Source organism: Sediminibacterium sp. GW821-FHT12F12 (assembly GCF_058806635.1).
This window is the reverse complement of record NZ_JBXAPW010000003.1, coordinates 14384-34712: the sequence shown is the minus strand read 5'-3', so window position 1 is coordinate 34712 and position 20329 is coordinate 14384. Positions and strand designations below refer to the sequence as shown.

General features: G+C 45.6%; 15 protein-coding genes. 11 read left to right on the top strand and 4 right to left on the bottom strand.

Annotation, left to right across the window (positions count from 1 at the left end; genetic code table 11):
* Nucleotides 1–17: 17 nt before the first annotated feature.
* From AC1RNB_RS05255 to porN, 7 genes are all read left to right on the top strand, one after another.
* A complete protein-coding gene (locus tag AC1RNB_RS05255; protein WP_493081333.1) occupies nucleotides 18–1055 on the top strand; it encodes a DUF4271 domain-containing protein in 1038 nt (345 codons plus the stop codon).
* Between the two features lie 25 nt (nucleotides 1056–1080).
* Nucleotides 1081–1884: a uroporphyrinogen-III synthase gene (locus AC1RNB_RS05250; protein ID WP_493081332.1), complete on the top strand. Its 804-nt coding sequence runs from the start codon at nucleotides 1081–1083 to the stop codon at nucleotides 1882–1884.
* 242 nt (nucleotides 1885–2126) lie between these two features.
* Complete coding sequence (locus tag AC1RNB_RS05245; protein ID WP_493081331.1) at nucleotides 2127–4169, top strand: thioredoxin domain-containing protein; 2043 nt, start codon at nucleotides 2127–2129, stop codon at nucleotides 4167–4169.
* A 213-nt stretch (nucleotides 4170–4382) separates the two neighbouring features.
* Nucleotides 4383–5666 (top strand): T9SS ring complex lipoprotein PorK/GldK, encoded by a 1284-nt coding sequence (porK, locus tag AC1RNB_RS05240; RefSeq protein ID WP_493081329.1) that lies wholly within the window; start codon nucleotides 4383–4385, stop codon nucleotides 5664–5666.
* A 115-nt stretch (nucleotides 5667–5781) separates the two neighbouring features.
* Nucleotides 5782–6549 (top strand): type IX secretion system motor protein PorL/GldL, encoded by a 768-nt coding sequence (gene porL / locus AC1RNB_RS05235; protein ID WP_493081327.1) that lies wholly within the window; start codon nucleotides 5782–5784, stop codon nucleotides 6547–6549.
* A 71-nt stretch (nucleotides 6550–6620) separates the two neighbouring features.
* On the top strand, nucleotides 6621–8183 hold the full coding sequence (gene porM, locus AC1RNB_RS05230; RefSeq protein ID WP_493081325.1) for a type IX secretion system motor protein PorM/GldM: 1563 nt from the start codon (nucleotides 6621–6623) through the stop codon (nucleotides 8181–8183).
* Between the two features lie 11 nt (nucleotides 8184–8194).
* On the top strand, nucleotides 8195–9247 hold the full coding sequence (porN, locus tag AC1RNB_RS05225) for a type IX secretion system ring subunit PorN/GldN (RefSeq protein WP_493081323.1): 1053 nt from the start codon (nucleotides 8195–8197) through the stop codon (nucleotides 9245–9247).
* A gap of 182 nt (nucleotides 9248–9429) precedes the next feature.
* Here porN and uvrC read toward each other — a convergent pair whose 3' ends face one another.
* The 4 genes from uvrC to AC1RNB_RS05205 form a co-directional block, all read right to left on the bottom strand.
* The gene (uvrC, locus tag AC1RNB_RS05220) at nucleotides 9430–11244 is read right to left on the bottom strand and encodes an excinuclease ABC subunit UvrC (RefSeq protein WP_493081321.1); all 1815 of its coding nucleotides are present in this window, start codon (nucleotides 11242–11244) and stop codon (nucleotides 9430–9432) included.
* A gap of 11 nt (nucleotides 11245–11255) precedes the next feature.
* Nucleotides 11256–11840 (bottom strand): hypothetical protein, encoded by a 585-nt coding sequence (locus tag AC1RNB_RS05215; protein ID WP_493081319.1) that lies wholly within the window; start codon nucleotides 11838–11840, stop codon nucleotides 11256–11258.
* A gap of 80 nt (nucleotides 11841–11920) precedes the next feature.
* On the bottom strand, nucleotides 11921–13360 hold the full coding sequence (locus tag AC1RNB_RS05210; RefSeq protein WP_493081317.1) for a porin family protein: 1440 nt from the start codon (nucleotides 13358–13360) through the stop codon (nucleotides 11921–11923).
* A gap of 18 nt (nucleotides 13361–13378) precedes the next feature.
* Nucleotides 13379–13960: an RNA polymerase sigma factor gene (locus AC1RNB_RS05205; protein ID WP_493081315.1), complete on the bottom strand. Its 582-nt coding sequence runs from the start codon at nucleotides 13958–13960 to the stop codon at nucleotides 13379–13381.
* Nucleotides 13961–14145: 185 nt separating this feature from the next.
* Here AC1RNB_RS05205 and AC1RNB_RS05200 point away from each other — a divergent pair, with 185 nt between their 5' ends.
* The 4 genes from AC1RNB_RS05200 to AC1RNB_RS05185 all read left to right on the top strand — a co-directional run bounded on the left by AC1RNB_RS05200 (nucleotide 14146) and on the right by AC1RNB_RS05185 (nucleotide 20328).
* Nucleotides 14146–15819 (top strand): DUF1800 domain-containing protein, encoded by a 1674-nt coding sequence (locus tag AC1RNB_RS05200; protein WP_493081313.1) that lies wholly within the window; start codon nucleotides 14146–14148, stop codon nucleotides 15817–15819.
* A gap of 10 nt (nucleotides 15820–15829) precedes the next feature.
* Nucleotides 15830–17398 (top strand): DUF1501 domain-containing protein, encoded by a 1569-nt coding sequence (locus AC1RNB_RS05195; RefSeq protein ID WP_493081311.1) that lies wholly within the window; start codon nucleotides 15830–15832, stop codon nucleotides 17396–17398.
* A 119-nt stretch (nucleotides 17399–17517) separates the two neighbouring features.
* Nucleotides 17518–17829, top strand: a complete 312-nt coding sequence (locus tag AC1RNB_RS05190) for a hypothetical protein (protein ID WP_493081309.1) — start codon at nucleotides 17518–17520, stop codon at nucleotides 17827–17829.
* An 84-nt stretch (nucleotides 17830–17913) separates the two neighbouring features.
* Nucleotides 17914–20328, top strand: a complete 2415-nt coding sequence (locus tag AC1RNB_RS05185) for a TonB-dependent receptor (RefSeq protein ID WP_493081307.1) — start codon at nucleotides 17914–17916, stop codon at nucleotides 20326–20328.
* Nucleotide 20329 lies beyond the last annotated feature (1 nt).

Below are 20329 nucleotides of genomic sequence, written 5' to 3'. Positions count from 1 at the left end.
ATCAATATTTTTGCGGCATGTGTGGTTTGAAGCGATTTCTCTTCCTGCTGTTATTGGTGAATAGCTGTGTGTGTGGTTTTGCCCAGACAGATAACAGTAACCGTGCTGAAACCAGCCGCAATCGCCAGCTTAGCCCGGCACCGCAGAAGATCCTACAGCGTGCTTCTGTTGCAAAAGACTCCTTTGCTAATGAGGCTGTAGATTCTTTGCAGGGAGCCGATTCATTACAACTGGCACAAGCCCGCCGCGATAGTCTGCTGGCTGATTCCATTCGCAGAGCATCTCTGCCCAAGCTGAATGTAGTATTCAAAGACACGTCTACCTACCGTAAGTACCAGACCCATCCGTACCTGCCGCTGCATAGTCCGGCATTGTACATGCTGATCAACTATCACCAGCCCCAAACCAAAGACGAACTTTTTTATTTGATGGCCGGTGTTATTTTTATCATGGCGTTTATCCGGCTCACTTTCTCCAAATATTTCCGGAACCTGTTCCTGCTGTTCTTCCAGACTTCGATCCGGCAGAAACAGACCCGCGACCAGCTCCTGCAGGATAACCTGGCATCGCTGCTCATGAATTTTCTTTTTGTTATCAGCGGCGGACTGTATATTACTTTACTGGTTCGCTATAAAAACTGGACCGATATTTCTTTCTGGTGGCTGGCGGCCGGTGCGGCTGCGGTATTACTGCTGTTATATCTTGGCAAATACCTGTTTCTGCTTTTTACCGGATGGGTCTTTAATACCAAAGAAGCTGCTGGTTCTTATGTGTTTGTCGTATTTCTCGTAAACAAAGTGCTGGGGGTATTATTGATTCCTTTTCTGCTTATCCTTGCTTTTGCCGATCCGGTTCTTGTAAACATTGGTATTACCCTTTCGGCAGGTATGATCTGTTTATTGCTGGGATACCGTTACTGGGTTTCCTTCCTGGCTATCCGGAATAAATTGAAAGTAAATGCCTTACATTTTTTACTGTACCTTTGCGCCGTCGAATTACTTCCGCTGGCATTGATATGTAAGGTATTAATGAATTATTTTAACGGAAGTCTTTAATTTTGCTCAATCTCAGACAAGACGCATGCTAAAGAACGGGTCAAAAAATTCAGGTAAAGTAAAGGTTACCAAAAAAATTCTGATTTCTCAACCCCGACCGGAGAGTGATAAATCCCCTTACTTTGATCTGGAGCGAAAATACAATGTTGAGTTGTGCTTCCATCCATTCATTAAATTGGAGGGGATACCTGCCAGGGAGTTCCGCAAACAGAAGATCGATATCATGTACTATACGGCTGTAATGTTCACCAGCCGTAATGCCATCGATCATTTTTTCAGGATGTGCGAAGAAATGAAAGTGACCATCGGACAGGATACCAAGTATTTCTGTATCACCGAGGCAGTGGCACTTTACCTCCAGAAATTTATCCTCTACCGCAAGCGTAAAGTGTTCTATGGCGCCGATGGTACCAATAAGAGCATGTTCGATGTGATCAATAAACACAAAGAGAATGAGAAATTTCTCTACGTGTGCAGCGAGAACCAGCAGGATAATGAGATCGTGAACTGGCTCAAAACCAATAAATGCGAATACCAGCTCGGATTCATGTACCGGACCATCAGCAGCGATATCAAAGACGTACTCAGTGCCTGCGATTATGATGTGATCTGCTTTTTTACTCCCAGCGGCGTAAAAAGTCTCTTCGATAATTTCCCCGGTTTCAAACAGAATAATACGGTGATAGGGGCTTTTGGAAACAATACTTCCAAAGCCGTGGAAGATGCCGGCCTGAAACTGGAGATCAAAGTGCCATCTCCCCAGAAACCCAGTATGGTAGCTGCACTTGACCAGTACCTGCAAAGCACTGCTACACCGGTAAAAAAATAACTAACTTCTATCAAATACAGCAGCCTCCTCAACCGGGAGGCTGTTTATTTTGTAATATAGTCCCGCGAAGGGAGCGGACGAATATCGAATAACGAACAAAGAATATCGAAGGCCGAATCCCTCTATGGTAGGAAATACCGAAACAAAAACCTGAAACATGGATCAAGGAACCTGAAACATAGAACCCAGAACATAGATGCCATTGATTAACCAACCAATAAACAAACACAACCATTACAACAATGTCTCATACCAACCAACTGATCAACGAAACCAGTCCTTACCTGCTGCAGCATGCCCATAACCCGGTGAACTGGTATCCCTGGGGAGAGGAAGCTTTGGCCAGAGCAAGGGCAGAAGACAAACCCATCCTGGTCAGCATCGGTTATGCCGCCTGCCATTGGTGTCATGTGATGGAAAGGGAAAGTTTTGAGGATGTTGCCACGGCTGCCATCATGAACGATCACTTCATCAATATCAAAATAGATCGCGAAGAGCGTCCCGACCTGGACCATATTTACATGGATGCGGTACAGGCCATGACGGGTAGCGGTGGCTGGCCCCTCAATGTGTTTCTTACACCAGATACCAAACCTTTTTACGGGGGTACTTATTTTCCGCCACAACGGGCCTATAACCGGGCCAGCTGGAAAGAGATCCTGGAAGCGGTACACAAGGGGTATCGGGAAAGAAGGGAAGAGATCTTATCGCAGGCAGAAAACCTGACCGCGCACCTGCTTTCGGCCAATGGTTTCGGGGTACAACAACCGGGGGCGGCGGATGCCCTGTTTACCAAAGAACAATTACAGACCATTGCCGGTAACCTGCTGGCCAATGCAGATACAGAATGGGGTGGCTTTGGGAAAGCGCCCAAGTTCCCGCAGACTTTTTCGATACAATACCTGTTGCGGCACTATCATTTCACCAAAGACGAAACATCGCTGAATCAGGCTTTGCTGAGCCTTGATAAAATGATCGATGGTGGTATTTATGACCAGCTGGGGGGCGGTTTTGCCCGCTATAGTACGGATAATGAATGGCTGGCTCCCCATTTTGAGAAAATGTTATACGATAATGCCCTGCTGATCAATGTGTTATCTGAAGCCTGGCAGATAACCCACCTGCCACAATATGCCCGTGCCATACAGGAAACCCTGGCTTTCATAGAAAGGGAAATGCTGGATAAAGAGGGCGGTTTTTATAGTGCACTGGATGCGGATAGTGAAGGCGTAGAGGGTAAATTTTATGTATGGTCGCTGGAAGAAATTAACGGGGTGCTGGGAGAAGATGCGGCTTTGTTTGCTGCCTGTTACGATGTTTCGGAAAAAGGCAATTGGGAACATACCAATATTCTCCGGATCACAAGACCCTTTGCGGCTATTGCGGAAGAAAAAGGGATGACAATAGAGGCGCTGGAAACAAAACTGGCCCAATGCCGTACCCTTTTGCTGCAGGAACGCAGTACACGGATCCGTCCGCAGCTCGATGACAAGGTCTTACTGGGCTGGAATGCGTTGATGATCACTGCTTATGCCAAAGCCTATGCAGCATTGGGAGAAGAAGCCTACCGCGATAGAGCCCGCACCAGTATGGCATTCCTCGAAACCCGGCTGGCGGGTAAAGAGGGCAACTGGTTTCATACATACAAAAATGGGCAGGCACGTATCCCGGCTTTTCTGGATGATTATGCTTACCTGATACAGGCCTATCTCCATTTGCAGGAAATGACCGGCCTGGGCGAGTACCTGCTGAAGGCACGAGATCTTACCGAATGGGTGATTACCCATTTTGAAGAACCCGATACCGGTTTTTTCTTTTATACCCACCAGCAACAGCAGGATGTGATTGTAAGGAAGAAAGAAGTATACGATGGGGCCGTTCCCAGCGGTAATGCCGTGATGGCGCAGAACCTGTTTTATCTTTCTATCGTATTTAACCGGCCCGCCTGGGCAGAGAGGAGTGAGGGATTGGCCGTATCGCTGGGTAATGCCATCGCCAAACACCCCGGATCTTTTGGGGTATGGGCCATGTTGGTACAGCTAATGACCGAAGGAATGCTCGAAATTGCCATTACCGGGCAGCAGGCAAATACCTTTCTGCGTCCTGTCTTGGAGAGGTTTATACCCAATAAAATACTTCAGACCGAAGAAACTAATTCCGACATTTTTCCGTTATTAGCCGGGAAGGGTTGGGGTAAGGATGCTGAAACGGCTTTTTATCTGTGTAAGAATTATGCCTGCCAGGCACCTTTTTTAACATTAGAGGCCCTTTTAGCAAAAGTGTAACAAAGTTTGAAGTAATTTGCCTTTCATGACAGTGGTTTCACGCCCTATGCATCGTTCGAAACCCACGCTTGTAGTAATCATACTTTTAATTTTGTAGTATCTGACCAATTTTACCCAGCGAAGTAAATTTTATTGGTAACAAAATTGCAAAATCGGCACAACTGCCGATGGAAAACTTATATTTGTCACTGTCATAAAAATCAGTTTGATACGATGAAAGGGTATTTAAGTAAGATTGTATTAGTCGCTTTCTGTCTGAGCCTCGGATCCTGCTTTCTGAAGAAGAATGCAAAATCAAAGGGTTTACCCGATGATGGTCAGTTGCATGGCGTGGCACCTACGGCTAATAAGAGCATGAATCCTCCCCGCAACATGGTCTATATCCCACCGGGAACTTTTCACATGGGCCCCAGCGATGAGGATATCAGTTTCAACTATACTTCCCGTAACCGGCAGGTATCTATTCCGGGTTTCTGGATGGATGCTACAGAGATCACCAATGATGAGTACCGTCAGTTTGTAAACTGGACCAGAGACTCACTGGCTTTCAAAATCCTGTTCGGACAGGGAATCAATAAAGAAGATGATACCACTGCCGTAGACTGGAAAAAGGTAGCCACCATTAAATGGGACAGGAACACCATCGAAAAGATGAATGAACTGAACCTGGCTCCTGATAACCGTATTTATGGCAAACCCGAGATCGATCCTGATAAGATCGTTTACCGGATCGAATATTTTGATCTTGCAGCCGCTGCCAAAAGAGATAATGCCGGTTTACCCCGCAGTAATTTTATCCGCAAAGGCAACCAGAAAATTTATCCCGATACACTGGTTTGGATGAGAGACTTCTCTTATTCCTATAACGAGCCCATGACCAAACGTTATTTTTCCCATCCCTCTTATGGAAATTATCCGGTGGTGGGTATCAACTGGAAACAGGCCGTGGCTTTCTGTCATTGGAGAACCCATTATCAGAATACCTTCCTCGAGAAAAAGAAATTCGCCATCGATGGCGATTACCGCCTACCCAGTGAAGCTGAGTGGGAATATGCAGCTAGAGGTGGACTTACCAATTCCATGTTCCCATGGGGTAACCCTTACCTGCGTAACAAAAAAGGCTGTTTACTCGCCAACTTTAAACCAGGCCGTGGTAATTATGCGGAAGATGGTGGTTTTTACACCGTTCCTGCTAAAATGTACTGGCCCAATCAGTATGGCTTGTATAATATGTCGGGCAACGTATCCGAATGGACAGGTTCTTACTTCTACGAAGGAGCTTATAACTTTATGTCTGACATGAGTCCGGATATCCGTTACGAAGCCAAGGATTCTGACCGTCCGAGGGAGAAAAGAAAAGTGGTTCGCGGCGGAAGCTGGAAAGACATTTCTTATTTCCTGCAGGTGAGTACCCGTAATTATGAATACCAGGATACGGCGAAATCGTATATCGGTTTCCGTTGTGTGATAGACCTGGCGCCTAAAATGAAAAAATAACCAACATAGTCTGGTAATAATTCAATCCTTTTCTTATCGATAACCTTTCATTGAACCGGCGCTGTAACAGTGGCCGGTTGAGTGGTAAAATTCAAAAAATCTAAAACGAAGAACAATGGCAGCTGCTATTCCTCCTAAGATCTCCAAGTGGTTTGATGTATTTGTATCTATTGCTGCGGCGGTAGTTATTTATGGTGCCCTGCAGAAATTGCTGCACTCGCCAATCGCCGACTTTATGCTGAAAGTAGGTTTAACAGTAGAAGCCATCATCTTCCTGGGGTATGGTGTGTTATATCTGATATACCCGGCCATCGACGATCATGAAGTACACCTTCCCGGTGGAGCCAAAGCGGTGAAAGGTAATTCAGCGCTGGATAGCCTGGATAAAATGCTGGAAGATGCCAATATTAACCAGGATACACTCGGTAAACTGAGCGCCGGTTTCCAGAAATTGAATACTACCGTAGCCCAGTTGGCTGATGTATCAGAAATAGCCAAATCTGCAGGCGATTTTACAGCCAAAACCAAAGAGGCAACCATTGCCATTGGCGGTATCAAAGATGCAGCAGTACATGCTACTCAATCGCTGGCTGGATTTCATGGTGCATCAGACAGTTCTAAACAATTTCACGAGCAGATGATGGCCATGAATAAAAACCTGGCTTCGCTGAACACTATTTATGAGCTGGAACTACAGGAAGGAAATAACCACCTGAAAGCACTGAACCAGTTCTACGGTAAACTCACACAGGCGTCTACCGCAATGGCCAGCAGTGCAGATGATGCACTGAAAGCCAAAGAGCAGATTGCTGCACTGGCCAATAACCTGGGTAAACTGAACCAGCTGTATGGAAATATGCTTACTGCGATGCAGGGAAGATAATCCCATCGTCATCAGTAACAGAAATAAATCCAATTTGTAAAAAACCTGTTGTTTTAAAAATATAAGCGAGAATGTCACTACCCAAGGAGCCGCGGCAAAAGATGATCAACATCATGTACCTGGTGCTAACTGCACTGCTGGCACTGAATGTATCTGCCGAAATATTAAACGCCTTCAAAACAGTTGACCAGAGCCTTACCAATGCCAGCAGAATTGCTGAGCAAAAGAATAGCGACATATTCAAATCCTTTCAGCGTAAGATAGAAGATCCCAAAACCAAAGAAAAAGCAGAGATCTGGTTACCCAAAGCCATGAAGGCAAAAGAACTGTCAGACGCCATGTATAATTACATCGAGGCATTAAAGGCAGAACTGAAAAAAGAATCTGATCTGCGAACAGTTGACGGAAAAGAAGTGTACAAAGAAGATGACCTGGAATCTTCTACCCGTTTATTCATCTCCAATCCACCGGAGGGAAAAGGGAAAGGAAAAGAAATGTTCGAGAAACTGAAACAATTCAAAGAGCAGTTAATGGCTATCGATCCGGCTATCAAAACGGATCTGTCTGCTAACCTGCCGCTGGATCTTTCTATCCCCAAAAGCAATAACAAAGCGAGTGAGAACGACTGGGCCTATGGTTATTTTCATATGACACCGGCTGTGGCCAGTATCACCATCCTGAGTAAGTTCCAGAACGATATCCGTAACAGCGAAGCGCAGGTGGTTGAATACTGTCATAAAGAAATTGGTGAAGTAGAAATTGTGTACGACGAATTCCAGGCTTTTGCCGGAACCAACTCTACCTACCTGATGCCAGGCGAAGAGCTGATTATTACAGCGGGTGTAGGTGCTTTCAGTAAAGCGGCCAAACCTTCTATTTCCATTGATGGTGCCAGTGTTGCTTTGAAACCGGATGGATCTGCGGAGTATAAAACCACAGTGAGTAACTCAGGGTCCAATACCAAAAGAGTGAGGATCTCCTTCCTGAAACCGGATGGAACTACGTCCACCGTAGAAAAAGAAGTGAAATACACTGTGGGTGTTCCTTCCGGATTGGTGGTCTCTACCGATAAAACCCGTGTGTTTTACCAAGACTTACCTAATGAGTTAAGTGTTACTGGTGGAAGTGGCGATGAAAAAGTAAATGTAACAGTAGAAGGACCGGGCGTTAGCGTTAGCAAATCAGGACCGGGCTTATATATTGTATCCTGTAAAAACCTTGGTACGGCTGTGGTTACAGCATCTGATGGAAAGAAAACTCAAAAAATAACCATACCTATCAAACGTGTACCTAACCCGGTAGCTACCGTGGGTGGCAAAACCGGTGGGGGGGATGCTGCTCCTATGGCTGCGAATGTAATGCGTGTGCAAAGAGGTGTGGCGGCAGAATTAAGAGACTTTGTGTTTGAAGGCGTTAAATATGAAGTTGTTTCCTTTACAATCTATTGTACTGGAAAGGGCTTTGAAGAAAACCCCGGTATTGCCGAAGTATCCGGTGCTTATTTCAATAACGAAGCCCAGGCTATTTTAAAAAGATGCCAGTCAGGAACTACTGTAGTAATTGATGAGATCAAAGTAAAAGGCCCGGGTGGAACCCGTATGTTGGATCAGAATATGTCATTTGTTCTTCAATAAATCTGTGTTGTATGAAAAAGAGTATTGTAAAAGGAATTCTGTTTTTATCGGTTACGCTGGGTGCGGGTCAGCTATTTGCCCAGGGAGGAAAATACAGTAAGCCGGCTGCCAAACCTGCTGCAGCTGCGAAACAGGATACTACCAAGCCTGTACTCAATAATAATGCAAAAGGAATTGTTCAGCAACCTGCTGCTACACCAACTACTATCACTTCAGCTCCCGGTAATGTGTCGGTTAGATTTGATACCACCAACCCCGGCGGGTTTGATGCCAAACCGGAAGTGCCTTTGCGCAATAACTCGGCCGTAGACAGAAGCGCTATCCGCGACCGTAAACCACTGGAATACGAACACCTGCGGGATGATGACAATGTGTGGAGTGAGTTTCTCTGGAGAGAGATTGATGCCCGCGAAAAGATCAACCAGTCGTTCATGTACCCCGGAAAAGATGATAATGGCGATGACCGCCGTTTTTTCTCTATCCTGCTGAATGCGATCAAAAATGATAGTGTTACCGCTTTTTCTGCGGACAATGACCGTTTCACGATTCCGTTAACCACTGACCAGATCTTAAACCAGACAGCCGGTGCTTATGATACAGTAGATGTGCCAGACCCTGTTTCAGGTGCCGTAGAGCGTGTCATCACCAAAAAGCCCAAATTCAGTTCTGATTCTGTATACACTTTCCGGATCAAGGAGCAGATGATCTTTGATAAGGAAGCCAGCCGTATGTTTACCCGGATCATCGGTATTGCACCGATTGCCAAGCAGGTAATCGGGGGCAAATCACAGCCAAGGATCCTTTTCTGGATCTATTACCCCGATCTGCGTAAAACACTGGCCAAAGTGGATGTGTATAACCCCAAGAACAATTCGAGCCGTATGACCTGGGAAGAATTGTTCGAAAGCCGGTTTTTTAACAGTTACCTGATCAAATCAAGCGCCAATAACCCCGGCGACCGCTACCTGAATGCCATTATTAAAGATCCATTGTTCCGCTTGTTAGAAGGGGAGAACATCAAAACACGGATCTTTAACTACGAACAGGATCTCTGGCAGTATTAAAAAAATATTTAAAGTGAAACGAAAAAGAGGCTCCCCGGAGCCTCTTTTTTAGTGATTATACTACAAGCTTAAAATTAATTGCCACAATATTTGTTAATATCATTACAATCCTTATCTTCGTCATGGTTTTTCATAGGATATTGGATTTTAAAACGGGGCTGGATTTTTATCCGGGCCCCTTTTTATTTCTGGGGCTCCCTGTCGAAGTGTTTCCGCAGTATTCCTGCCTTTGATTTACCCACTACCGCTGCTAATTCTTCCTCCCCGGTTTCTTTGATCCGCTTAACAGATGCGAAGGCTTTTAACAATTGCTGGATAGTTTGTTCGCCAATACCGCTGATCTCTTCCAACTCGTTTCTGAAAGTTCCTTTCGAGCGTTTATTACGATGAAAAGTGATACCGTAGCGATGTACTTCATCACGGATCCTTCTCACCAGTTTTAAGCTATCGCTGTCCCAGGGCAACTTGAATGATTCACTGTCACCCGGAAAAAAAAGTTCCTCTTCATTTTTCGCCAATCCCACAACAGTTATCTTACCCGACAAACCCAGTTCACTGATACTGTCCATGGCGGCACTCAATTGCCCTTTGCCCCCGTCAATGATAATCAGTTTGGGCAGTGGCTGTTCTTCGGCCAATAAGCGTTTATAACGGCGATACACCACTTCGGTCATGGTGGCAAAATCATTGATGCCTGTTACCGTTTTCACATTAAAATGCCGGTAATCGTTTTTACTCGGCATACCGTCTTTAAAACAAACCATCGCAGATACCGGATAACTTCCCTGGAAATTGGAGTTATCAAAACATTCGATATGGTCGGGTACCTCCTCCAGGTGCAGGTATTGCTGCAGTTCGTAGAGTACTTTCTTTTTCTCCATATCACTCTTCCCCTCCAGGTGCAGGATCCTTTTTTTCTTCAGTTCTTCCCTGAAATAGTTCACGTTTTTGATAGACAGGTCCAGTAGTTTCTTCTTGTCGCCGGCTTTGGGAATGGTGAAACTGAGGCTGGTATCAGGATAATCCACCTCGAATGGAACAATGACTTCCCTTGAAAGACTGTTGAATGAGGCCCGAATATTAGCAATCGCAAAACCCAGCACTTCTTCCTCCGTTTCCTCCAGTTTTGTTTCCAGCGGCACCGTATGGGTTTGTATAATGGTGCCATTCTGCACCATCAGGTAATTTACATATGCCAGGTTATCTTCTTTTACGATCGAGAAAACGTCGATATTAGACAAGTGGCTGCTCACGATTACCGAGCGAGCGCGATAGCCTTCCAGGTGTTCAATTTTTTTGCGGGTGGCTTCTGCTTTTTCAAATTCCATGGCAGCGGCCTGTTGCTGCATCAGGGCTTTAAAGTGGTTGATGACAGAACCCAGGTTGCCTTTCAGGATATTCCGTACCTGCTGCAGTCCTTCGTTATAATCCTGCTGGTCCTGCAATCCTTCGCAGGGGCCTTTGCAATTGCCGAGGTGATATTCCAGGCAGACCTTGAATTTTCCTTTGCGGATATTCTGTTCAGAGAGGTTCAGTTTGCAGGTGCGCAGCGGAACATACTGTTTGATAAAATCGATCAGGTCGCGCACTTTACCCGCTGATGTAAAGGGGCCAAGGTATTCGGATCCGTCGTTGATCTTTTTGCGGGTAAGAAAAATGCGTGGATAAGGTTCTTTTTTGATAACGATATAAGGATAGGTCTTATCGTCTTTGAGGTTGATATTATACCTTGGCTGGTACTCTTTGATCAGCGAGTTTTCGAGCAGAAAAGCATCCTGTTCTGAATCCACAATGGTGAACTCGATCCGGTTTATCCGCTGTACCAGTTCATGTGTTTTGTAAGTAGTGAAGGTTTTGGAGAAATAAGAGCTTACCCTTTTCCGCAGTTCTTTGGCCTTGCCCACATACAATAACTGTCCCTCGGTATCGTAATACTTGTAAATACCCGGTAAGAGGGGAATGGTATGCGAGATCTGCTGAAATTCTGCTGCTGTCATAAGGCTGCCTCTCAGGGCGTATCGTTCCAGTTGATATAATTTAATTCCTCTTTTTGGTAACCGCCCGGGGTACGGTAGGTCCGGTTTACCTGAAAACTTTTATTGGCTTTCCAGTTGCATTGTTCCTCAATAGTGGTATCTCCGCTGGTATGCCGGCAGCGGATGAATACCCGTTTTACCAGGTTGGTGCTTTCATCCAGCAGGATATCTATGTTCTTTACCGCCGCATCCGGTTGGGTAGTGGTATAGTTAATAGTAACACTGGCGGTGCCAAGGTCCTGAAAAACTGATTCCTGGTACAGCACTTTTACGGCCGGTTCAGCAATATCGTGTTGCAGAAATATCCCCGCCAGCTGTATAAACTGATCTTTGGTGAGTGAGGTGGAATCTTTCACACCATCCGTGGTTTTGAGCTGATAGATAGGGAAATTGCGCAGATCTACATATTGGATCTGTTCTTTGAAAAAATTACGCAACGGGTAAAATTTAGCAGTATCTGCCAGCTGGGCCTGCTGGTTCTTCCCTGCCGGCTTTTTGGAAGTGCAGGCTGTGCCCAATAGCAGTAAAAAGAAAAGCAGGACCGGAAAAGATTTCATGCGCTAAAATTATTCAAACCACCGCAATAAAAAACGGATAAGGCCATATTAGCCTGTTAAAGCGGTACTAAGAAGCAGAATTACTTGATCTGTCTGGTAAAACCAATACGCACCCCATAATCCATCAGGTATTCTTTAATGGGGTATTGGTTAGAATAAGTAGGCAGGTGCTGGTACCTGATCTGTGGACCGATCTGCCAGGAATAAGCACCGCGGGTATAAGACAGGTTAAATCCAACACTGGTATTGATATTCCATTTGCGGATAAAATTGCCGCCACCGGTATAATGTTTGTAATCGGTCGAAAGCAGGTAGGTATTGTTATTCAGGGTAAGCGTAGGCTGTACTGAGGCTTCGGTGCTGAGCCCGAAATGTTTGCCACGGATCAGATCCCACTGAATACCCAATGGAATTGAGATCTGATACACTTTGTTATCGAGCTGTGCTTTTTTGTAACCGGTATTGTTGTTCCAGGGCGAATAGAAATTAATGGTTTCAATTCCTCCATAGTTGATCAGCGATAAAGAAGTAAGGTCATTGGTGAGCGACTGGAAGGTTTCGATATAGTACTGTCTCACATTCAGCTGGGCACCTGTTTTGAATTTCAAACGGTCGCTCATATTATACAGCACGGCAAAACCGATTTCAAAACCCATGGCTGGTTTATGCCTTACTACATGGTTCACATCGGCTGCCAGGTTAGGACTCAGTGGCACGTTCTGTGAAGGAGAGGCAGAAGCAGCTGCCGCCGCTGGCTGAATAATATCTTTTACTTTCTGGTCGGAGAGTTTACGGTAACTGGTAGAAGGGGTTACATAAAACTGGAACCCGAATTTGGAATTTTTTTGACGGGGTTGGTTGTTCACATACACAAAATCACGTACAAATTCATCCGCATTGGAATGGGTATCGCTGTCGGTTTGTACAGCAGTTGTTGCAGGTGTGGCTTTGTTCTCTGCGGGTTCTGTTGTTTCTGTAATAGGCTCAGCGGTAAAGCTGCTTTCAATCAGTGCCGGATCAACAGCAGCCATATCAGCCGGCAGTTTGTTTACCGCTTTGGCTGTATAAGCTACACGTGATGCAGCAGATTTAACGGGGGTAGCTGATTGATCGATAGCAGTATTTCTGGTAACTACGATAGTTTCTTCTGCCAGGTTATTATTCATACCGGCAAAGGTTTCTGCCGTGATCTGCTCAGGAGCAATCTGCTGGAAATAATCTTTTTCCACGGCAACATTACCCGCTTGGTTCTGCGAATTGCCGGCGTCAGCATGGTTAAGTGGTGCAGCAGTATGGCTACGCAGGTACACCTGTCTGTCCGGATGGTTATTAAGTAAGGTAGATACCGTTAATGCGGTGATGATAAAAAGGGAAATGAACGTAAGTGCGGGCCATGCTTTATACCCGTGCAGTTCTGTTCGGATATTCTTCCAGATATGGTCGGAAGGATACATCCGGTGCTGTTTTACCTCGTCCTGTAAAAACTGCTCGAACTCGTCCTGGTACATTTTGTTATCCATGTGCAATCGCAATCAACGCTACTTATTTTTAAAAGCTGCCAGCCAGTTAAACTCCTCTTTCGGTTTCTCGATGATCTTTTTACGGATCAGGATCATTTCCAGCATAGCTTTTGACCGGGTATACTGGCTTCGGCTGGTGCTTTCTTCGATATCGAGCATGGCGCCGATCTCTTTGTGGCTGTAACCTTCCAGTGCGTACAGGTTTAATACTGTACGATACCCGATGGGTAATAAACGGATACATTCAATGATCTGTCTTGCCTGCATGATAGAAGGAACTGTTTCCTCTTTTACATGCAATGAATTGGCATAAGCCAGGTCAACGCTCTCGTTGAATTTCTTGTGCTTTTTCAGGAAGTTGATGCAGGTGTGTACAATGATCCGCCTGATCCAGCCCTCAAAAGCGCCTTTGTTCTGAAAGGTATGTATCTGGGTAAATACTTTAATGAACCCCTCCTGTAACATGTCTTCTGCATCTTCACGGCTTTGCCCGAAACGGTAACAAACGCTTAGCATTTTGGGGCTATAGCGGTTGTACAGCTCGCGCTGTGCTGCAGGGTCGTTGTGTAAACAGCCTGTAATAATGGCTTGTTCCGTCATGGAGGGAAAATGTTTACCCTAAATATAGGACATTATTCCGTTTTGAATGCTGCATTATCGGGGCAAAAAAAACAGGTTCCCGGATGAGCTGGAATGGGAAATCGGGGTAAATTGATTTTTTCAGGCCGTCAGGCAACAGATGGTCGTTGCCCCGCATCCTATTAACACCCCTTTAACAGCATTTTATGGACAGAAGATCCTTTTTAACATCCACTATCCCCTCTTCTGGTTCAGGCAGGGTAAAAACAGCGCCTTTACCTCCTCCTAATGGTGGACTGGCGCCTTTTACCGGTGCCTGGACAGAGAATGAGGTGATCCATTTGTTGAAAAGAACCCTTTTTGGTGTCACCAGGGCCGATATCAATTATTTTAGGACACTGGGTTTACAGCAATCGGTAGATGAACTCCTGAACCCTACTGCACCACTCCCGGATCTCCCTGTAAAAGAATATACTGTTCCTGCCGGTGCCACCAATCCGGATACCAATATTGCCCAGGGTTCTACCTGGGTACTGGATGTAAATAACGATGGAACGGTGAACAGCCTGCGGATGAATTCCTTTAAAAAATGGTGGATGGGGGTAATGGTTAATCAGGACAGAAGTATCCGCGAGAAAATGACGCTTTTCTGGCATAACCATTTTGCCACTGAAACGGGTACTATTGGTAATGCACAATATGTATTCAAACATCATTTGCTGCTGCGAACCTATGCATTGGGCAATTTTAAAGCATTAACCCGCGCAGTTACCATCGATCCCGGCATGCTGGTATACCTGAATGGAGAACGCAATACCAAGAGTGCACCGGATGAGAACTACGGAAGGGAACTGCAGGAATTATTCTGCTGCGGAAAAGGCCCGGGCTCGCAGTACACCGAAGATGATGTAAAAGCGGCCGCCCAGGTATTAACCGGCTGGCGCAACGATGCAGCTGCCATTTCATCTTATTTTGATAGTAAGCGGCATGATACAGGTAATAAAACTTTCTCTGCTTTTTATGGCAATACCGTTATACAAGGCAAAAACAGCGCCACCGCCGGCGATGAAGAACTGGATGCTTTACTTGATATGATTTTTGCAACACAGGAAGTAGCGAAATATATCAGTCGCAGGTTGTACCGCTGGTTTGTGTATTATGATATTGACAGCACTGTAGAGGCTAATATCATCACGCCCATGGCCGATCTGCTGAGGGCGAATAATTATGAGATCAAACCGGTGTTAAGTGCCTTGCTTAAGAGCGAGCATTTCTTTGACGTACTGGCCAAAGGCTGCCAGATCAAAAGTCCGGTAGACCTGGTAGTGGGTACCTGTCGTGAATGGCAGGTGGCATTTCAACCTTCGGCTGATTATCTCACCAACTACGGTTTCTGGAGTTATCTCGTAAACTGGGCCAATAATATGCAACAGAGTATTGGCGATCCGCCGGATGTGAGTGGTTGGAAAGCGTATTACCAGGAGCCCCAGTTTTATGAAGTGTGGATCACGAGTGATACACTGCCCAAGCGTAACCAGTTTACCGATACGATGGTGCAGAACGGCTATACCTTCAATGGGAAAAAATTGTTTATTGATGTAACGGAATTTGCCAAAACATTACCGAAGCCGGAAGACCCCAATGTACTGATCGACGATATCCTGCAACTGATTTACCGCATCGATCTTTCGGCGGCTTCGAAAAACCAGCTGAAAACAGATATCCTGCTGGGTGGGCAGGCTTCAGATTATTATTGGACGGATGCCTGGAATGTATTCATCAACAATCCAGGGAATACTTCCAATACCACTACCATCCGGAACCGTTTGCGCGACCTGATAAAATATTTTATGAACCTGGCCGAATACCAATTGGCTTAAAAAAGAGCGGATGAAAAGAAGAGATTTTTTACGCAAATCTTTGCCTGCCGGTGTTTTGCTCCCTTCTTTGGTGAGTGGGTTTTCGTTCAGGGCATTTGGTGCCGATGCAGATATCATGCAATCACTGATGTTGCCTGTTACCGAAACGGATCATGTGTTTGTGATCATACAACTGAACGGCGGTAATGATGGATTGAATATGGTGGTGCCAATCGAGAATTTCAACAGTTATGTAAATGCACGCCAGAATATTTATATCCCCGAAAAAAGCCTGCTGGCTTTAAATGGAAAAGCAGGTCTGCACCCGGCTATGACCGGTTTAAAAGCCATGTATGATAAAGGGCACCTGAAAGTGGTGCATTCTGTTGGCTACCCGCAACCCAGTTTCTCCCATTTCCGCGCCACCGATATCTGGATGAGCGGAAGCGACAGCAATGAACTGGTGAATACTGGTTGGGCAGGTCGTTATCTTAATTATGAATATCCCAATTTCCCGAATGGCTATCCCAATGCCAGCATGACGGATCCTTTGGCCATTCAGATTGGTTCATCTACCTCGCTTACGCTGCAGGGGCCGGCGGTAAGTATGGGCATGAGCATCAGCAATACCAGCAATTTTTATAACCTCGTAAACGGTATACAGGATCCGGCACCGAATACACCGGCGGGAAAAGAGCTGACTTTTATCCGCCAGATCTCACAGCAAACACAACAATATGCTACCGTGATCAAAGCGGCAGCTACCAATACGGTGCAGCAGGTAAGTTACCCCATCAAAAATTCACTGGGCGATCAGTTGAAAATTGTGGCAAGACTGATCAAAGGCGGATTGAAGACAAGGATCTACATGGTAAATTACGGCGGCTTTGATACACACTCTGCCCAGGTAGATAGTGTAGATAATACCAAAGGTGCACATGCTAACCTGCTCATGAATGTGAGTGATGCCATCAAAGCTTTTACAGACGACCTGAAATTTCTGGGAGTGGATGACCGCGTAGTGGGCATGACATTCTCAGAGTTCGGACGACGCATCAAGAGTAATGGAAGCGATGGTACCGACCATGGTTCTGCCGCCCCGCTCTTTGTATTCGGTAAAAATGTGTTGGGAGGTGTGCTGGGCGATACACCGATCATACCGGCCAATACCACGGTTAGTTCCAACCTGCCCTTCCAGTATGATTTCAGGAGTATATATGCCACGATCCTGTCGAACTGGTTATGTGTGAATGATGATGACCTGCAGCAGATCATGTTAAAAAACTATCAGGTGCTTCCGTTGGTGAATGCGGGTGGTTGCAAAAAAGCCGTGAACCTGTCGGGCGATATGCTGATCAGTAATTATCCCAATCCTTTTGTAACATCTACGGTGATCACTTTTACCACCGCGGGCGGTCATACCCTGATCCAGATCATTGATACCACCGGAAGGGTAGTGGCTAACCTCATCGATAAAGAATATGCAGCGGGTGTCTATACGGTGGTATTCAATGGCGAATCTCTGCCAACCGGGGTATATTATGCCCGTTTGCAGAACCTGGCCACCCAGCAGGTCAGGGCCATGCTGAAAGTGCGATAACCGGTTCCTAAAAAATCCACAAAAAATCCGGGAGAGTAAGGATGTGATGCAAAAGCCCCTACATTTGCAACAACGTAACAAAATTACCCCTGGCTAAGAAAATTACGATACGGCATGTGTTGGCAGTCATCTTCCTGGTGCTGTTTGCCTATGGTATTACGCCAAAGATCACGCTGCATAACCTGGTGGCTTCGCACCGGGATGGCAGGGGAAAAACTTCGCTTCCTGATGCAAATTCTACCCAGCTAAGCAAAGCCGGTTTTAATTGCCAATGTGATAACCTGATCATCGAATCGCCGTTTGTAGCAGCAACAGAACCGCTGGTTATCACGCCGCAATATTCTTATCCTGTTTTCTGTGGTGCATTTGTGGCTGATGTCTATTCTTCAACTGTTTTCAGTTATTCTCTCCGGGGGCCTCCTGCCTGTTGATCGTTTCTGCTCCTTCACGGAGTTGTTTGGTTTTTCTTTACTGTAGTTGATTCACGATCATTCAGAACCCTTATTCTATTTATTATGAAACGCTTGAAGGCAAATAAATCTTTGTTCCTTTTATTTTTTTCAATACTGACAATCTCTTCTTTTGCAGCTGATGGTGCCAATGTGGTGCTCAGCGGCCGCGTAACCGATGCAAAAACAGGGAAACCCTTGGTGGGGGCGGTTATTTACCTGCACGAAGCCAAAACGGGTACGCTAACGGATAACAACGGTAACTATAGTACTCCAACGATCCCTTCAGGTAAATACCTGGTGGAAGTATCTTTTATAGGATATACTTCCTTGCTCGAAACCATCGAGATCGGTGCTAACCAGGTACACAATTTTGCCTTAAAAGTAACTTATATCGAAAACGAGGCGGTTACCGTAACAGGAGTAGCTTCTGTTACCAAAGTGCGGCAGTCGGCACAACCCGTCTCCATTATCAAACGCAGCGAATTACTGCAAACCAGTTCTACCAATGTGATTGATGCCTTAAGCCGCATTGTTCCGGGTGTATCTGGCCTGTCATCAGGTCCGGCCGTTTCCAAACCTGTTATCCGTGGTTTGGGCTATAACCGGGTAGTAACCGTACACGATGGGGTACGCCAGGAAGGACAACAGTGGGGCGATGAACATGGGATCGAGATTGATGAATACAGTATCCAGAAAGTGGAAGTATTAAAAGGGCCGGCATCTTTGTTGTATGGAAGCGATGCCATGGCCGGTGTGATACATCTTATCACCAATGCGCCGGTAGAACAGGGAACCATTAAAGGAAACCTGCTGGCTACTTATACAGATAATAATCGCTATTGGGGCGGGAGCGGTAACCTGGCCGGACATTTGAAAAATGGGTTTAACTGGAATGTATATGCCACTTCCAAATCTGCTGCGGATTACAGCAATGCATATGACGGCAAAGTATTCAACAGCCGCTTTTTTGAAAAGAATTTTGGTGGATATGTTGGTATCAATAAATCATGGGGCTATAGCCATTTACTCGTAAGCAGTTTTAACCAGAAGCTGGGCATGGTTGAAGGCGCCCGCGATACGGTTAGCGGAAAATTCCTGATTTATCCCGAAACAGCTTACAGCCGCGAAGCCAATAGTGACGAACTGAATAGCCGAAACCTCTTTACACCTTATCAGCATATCAATCATTTTAAGATAGCATTGGATAACAATTTCGCCATTGGTAAAGACAGGCTTGCGGTGAATGTGGGTTACCAGCGCAACAAACGCTACGAGTTTGGTGATCCTGATGCGCGGTATACACCCGGACTATTCTTTGATCTCAAAACTATTACCTACAGTCTGCAATACAATTTTTCGGAAAAAAACGGCTGGAAGAGTTCGGTAGGTGCCAGTGGTATGTACCAGCAGAACCGCAACCGTGCAGCAGAAGTTTTGATACCGGAGTATAACCAGTTTGATATCGGAGCTTTTGTGTATACGCGTAAAACATTCAACAATAACCTCACGCTGAGTGGTGGTTTCAGAGGCGATACCCGCAGTGTAACCGGTAAGAGTTACCTCGAGAATGGCGCGGTTAAATTTGCTGGCTTCAACAAATCTTTCAGCAATCTAAGCGGGAGTGTTGGGTTAAGTTATAACATGAATGAATCTGTAACCCTGAAACTGAACGTGGCCCGCGGTTACCGGGCCCCAAGTGTAAGTGAATTGGCGAGTAATGGCGCACATGAAGGAACGAACCGGTATGAGTATGGCGATAATAACCTGAAAACAGAAACTTCCCTGCAACTGGATGGTGGCATTGAAGTAAATACCCAGCATTTCAATTTTACACTGAATGGATTCTATAATACGATCCAGAACTATATTTTCTACAGTAAGTTAGAAGCGGTGGGTGGTGGAGACTCGCTGGTGAATGTAGATGGAGAAGACCTGACCGGGTTCACTTTCCGCCAGGCGGCAGCCACCCTGGTAGGATTTGAAGTAAAGTTTGATCTGCATCCTCACCCGCTTGACTGGTTACACTTTGAAAATAGTTTTTCGATGGTGGCCGGACATTTTAATGAGAAGTTTGAAGGTGCCAACCGCTTACCATTTATTCCTGCACCCCGGTTAGAGAGTGAATTAAGAGCCGATCTCATAAAAGCCGGCAAATCATTACGCAACCTATACTGCAAACTGGAGATGGATAATGTGAGTACACAGAACCGCATTTTTACGGCGTATAATACAGAGACCGTTACCCAAGGATACACGTTGTTTAACCTGGGAGCCGGTACGGAATTTATGCGCAAAGGAAAAACCCTGTTCAGTCTGAATCTTTCTGTGAATAATGTATTTGATGTGTCTTATCAGAATCACCTTAACCGGTTAAAGTATACTGATCTGAATGTGGTAACCGGCCGTACGGGTGTGTTCAATATGGGACGTAATATCAGTCTCAAAATCAATGTGCCACTGGAGTTTAAAGCCGGTTAAC

Bases quoted from the DNA above. Each gene is read 5' to 3' on its own strand.
- uvrC (WP_493081321.1), bottom strand. From the start codon at position 11,244: ATGACAGCAGCAGAATTTCAGCAGATCTCGCATACCATTCCCCTCTTA.
- AC1RNB_RS05200 (WP_493081313.1), top strand. From the start codon at position 14,146: ATGGACAGAAGATCCTTTTTAACATCCACTATCCCCTCTTCTGGTTCA.
- AC1RNB_RS05255 (WP_493081333.1), top strand. From the start codon at position 18: ATGTGTGGTTTGAAGCGATTTCTCTTCCTGCTGTTATTGGTGAATAGC.
- AC1RNB_RS05245 (WP_493081331.1), top strand. From the start codon at position 2,127: ATGTCTCATACCAACCAACTGATCAACGAAACCAGTCCTTACCTGCTG.
- porL (WP_493081327.1), top strand. From the start codon at position 5,782: ATGGCAGCTGCTATTCCTCCTAAGATCTCCAAGTGGTTTGATGTATTT.
- AC1RNB_RS05195 (WP_493081311.1), top strand. From the start codon at position 15,830: ATGAAAAGAAGAGATTTTTTACGCAAATCTTTGCCTGCCGGTGTTTTG.
- AC1RNB_RS05215 (WP_493081319.1), bottom strand. From the start codon at position 11,840: ATGAAATCTTTTCCGGTCCTGCTTTTCTTTTTACTGCTATTGGGCACA.
- AC1RNB_RS05205 (WP_493081315.1), bottom strand. From the start codon at position 13,960: ATGACGGAACAAGCCATTATTACAGGCTGTTTACACAACGACCCTGCA.
- porK (WP_493081329.1), top strand. From the start codon at position 4,383: ATGAAAGGGTATTTAAGTAAGATTGTATTAGTCGCTTTCTGTCTGAGC.
- AC1RNB_RS05250 (WP_493081332.1), top strand. From the start codon at position 1,081: ATGCTAAAGAACGGGTCAAAAAATTCAGGTAAAGTAAAGGTTACCAAA.
- AC1RNB_RS05185 (WP_493081307.1), top strand. From the start codon at position 17,914: ATGAAACGCTTGAAGGCAAATAAATCTTTGTTCCTTTTATTTTTTTCA.
- porN (WP_493081323.1), top strand. From the start codon at position 8,195: ATGAAAAAGAGTATTGTAAAAGGAATTCTGTTTTTATCGGTTACGCTG.
- AC1RNB_RS05210 (WP_493081317.1), bottom strand. From the start codon at position 13,360: ATGGATAACAAAATGTACCAGGACGAGTTCGAGCAGTTTTTACAGGAC.
- porM (WP_493081325.1), top strand. From the start codon at position 6,621: ATGTCACTACCCAAGGAGCCGCGGCAAAAGATGATCAACATCATGTAC.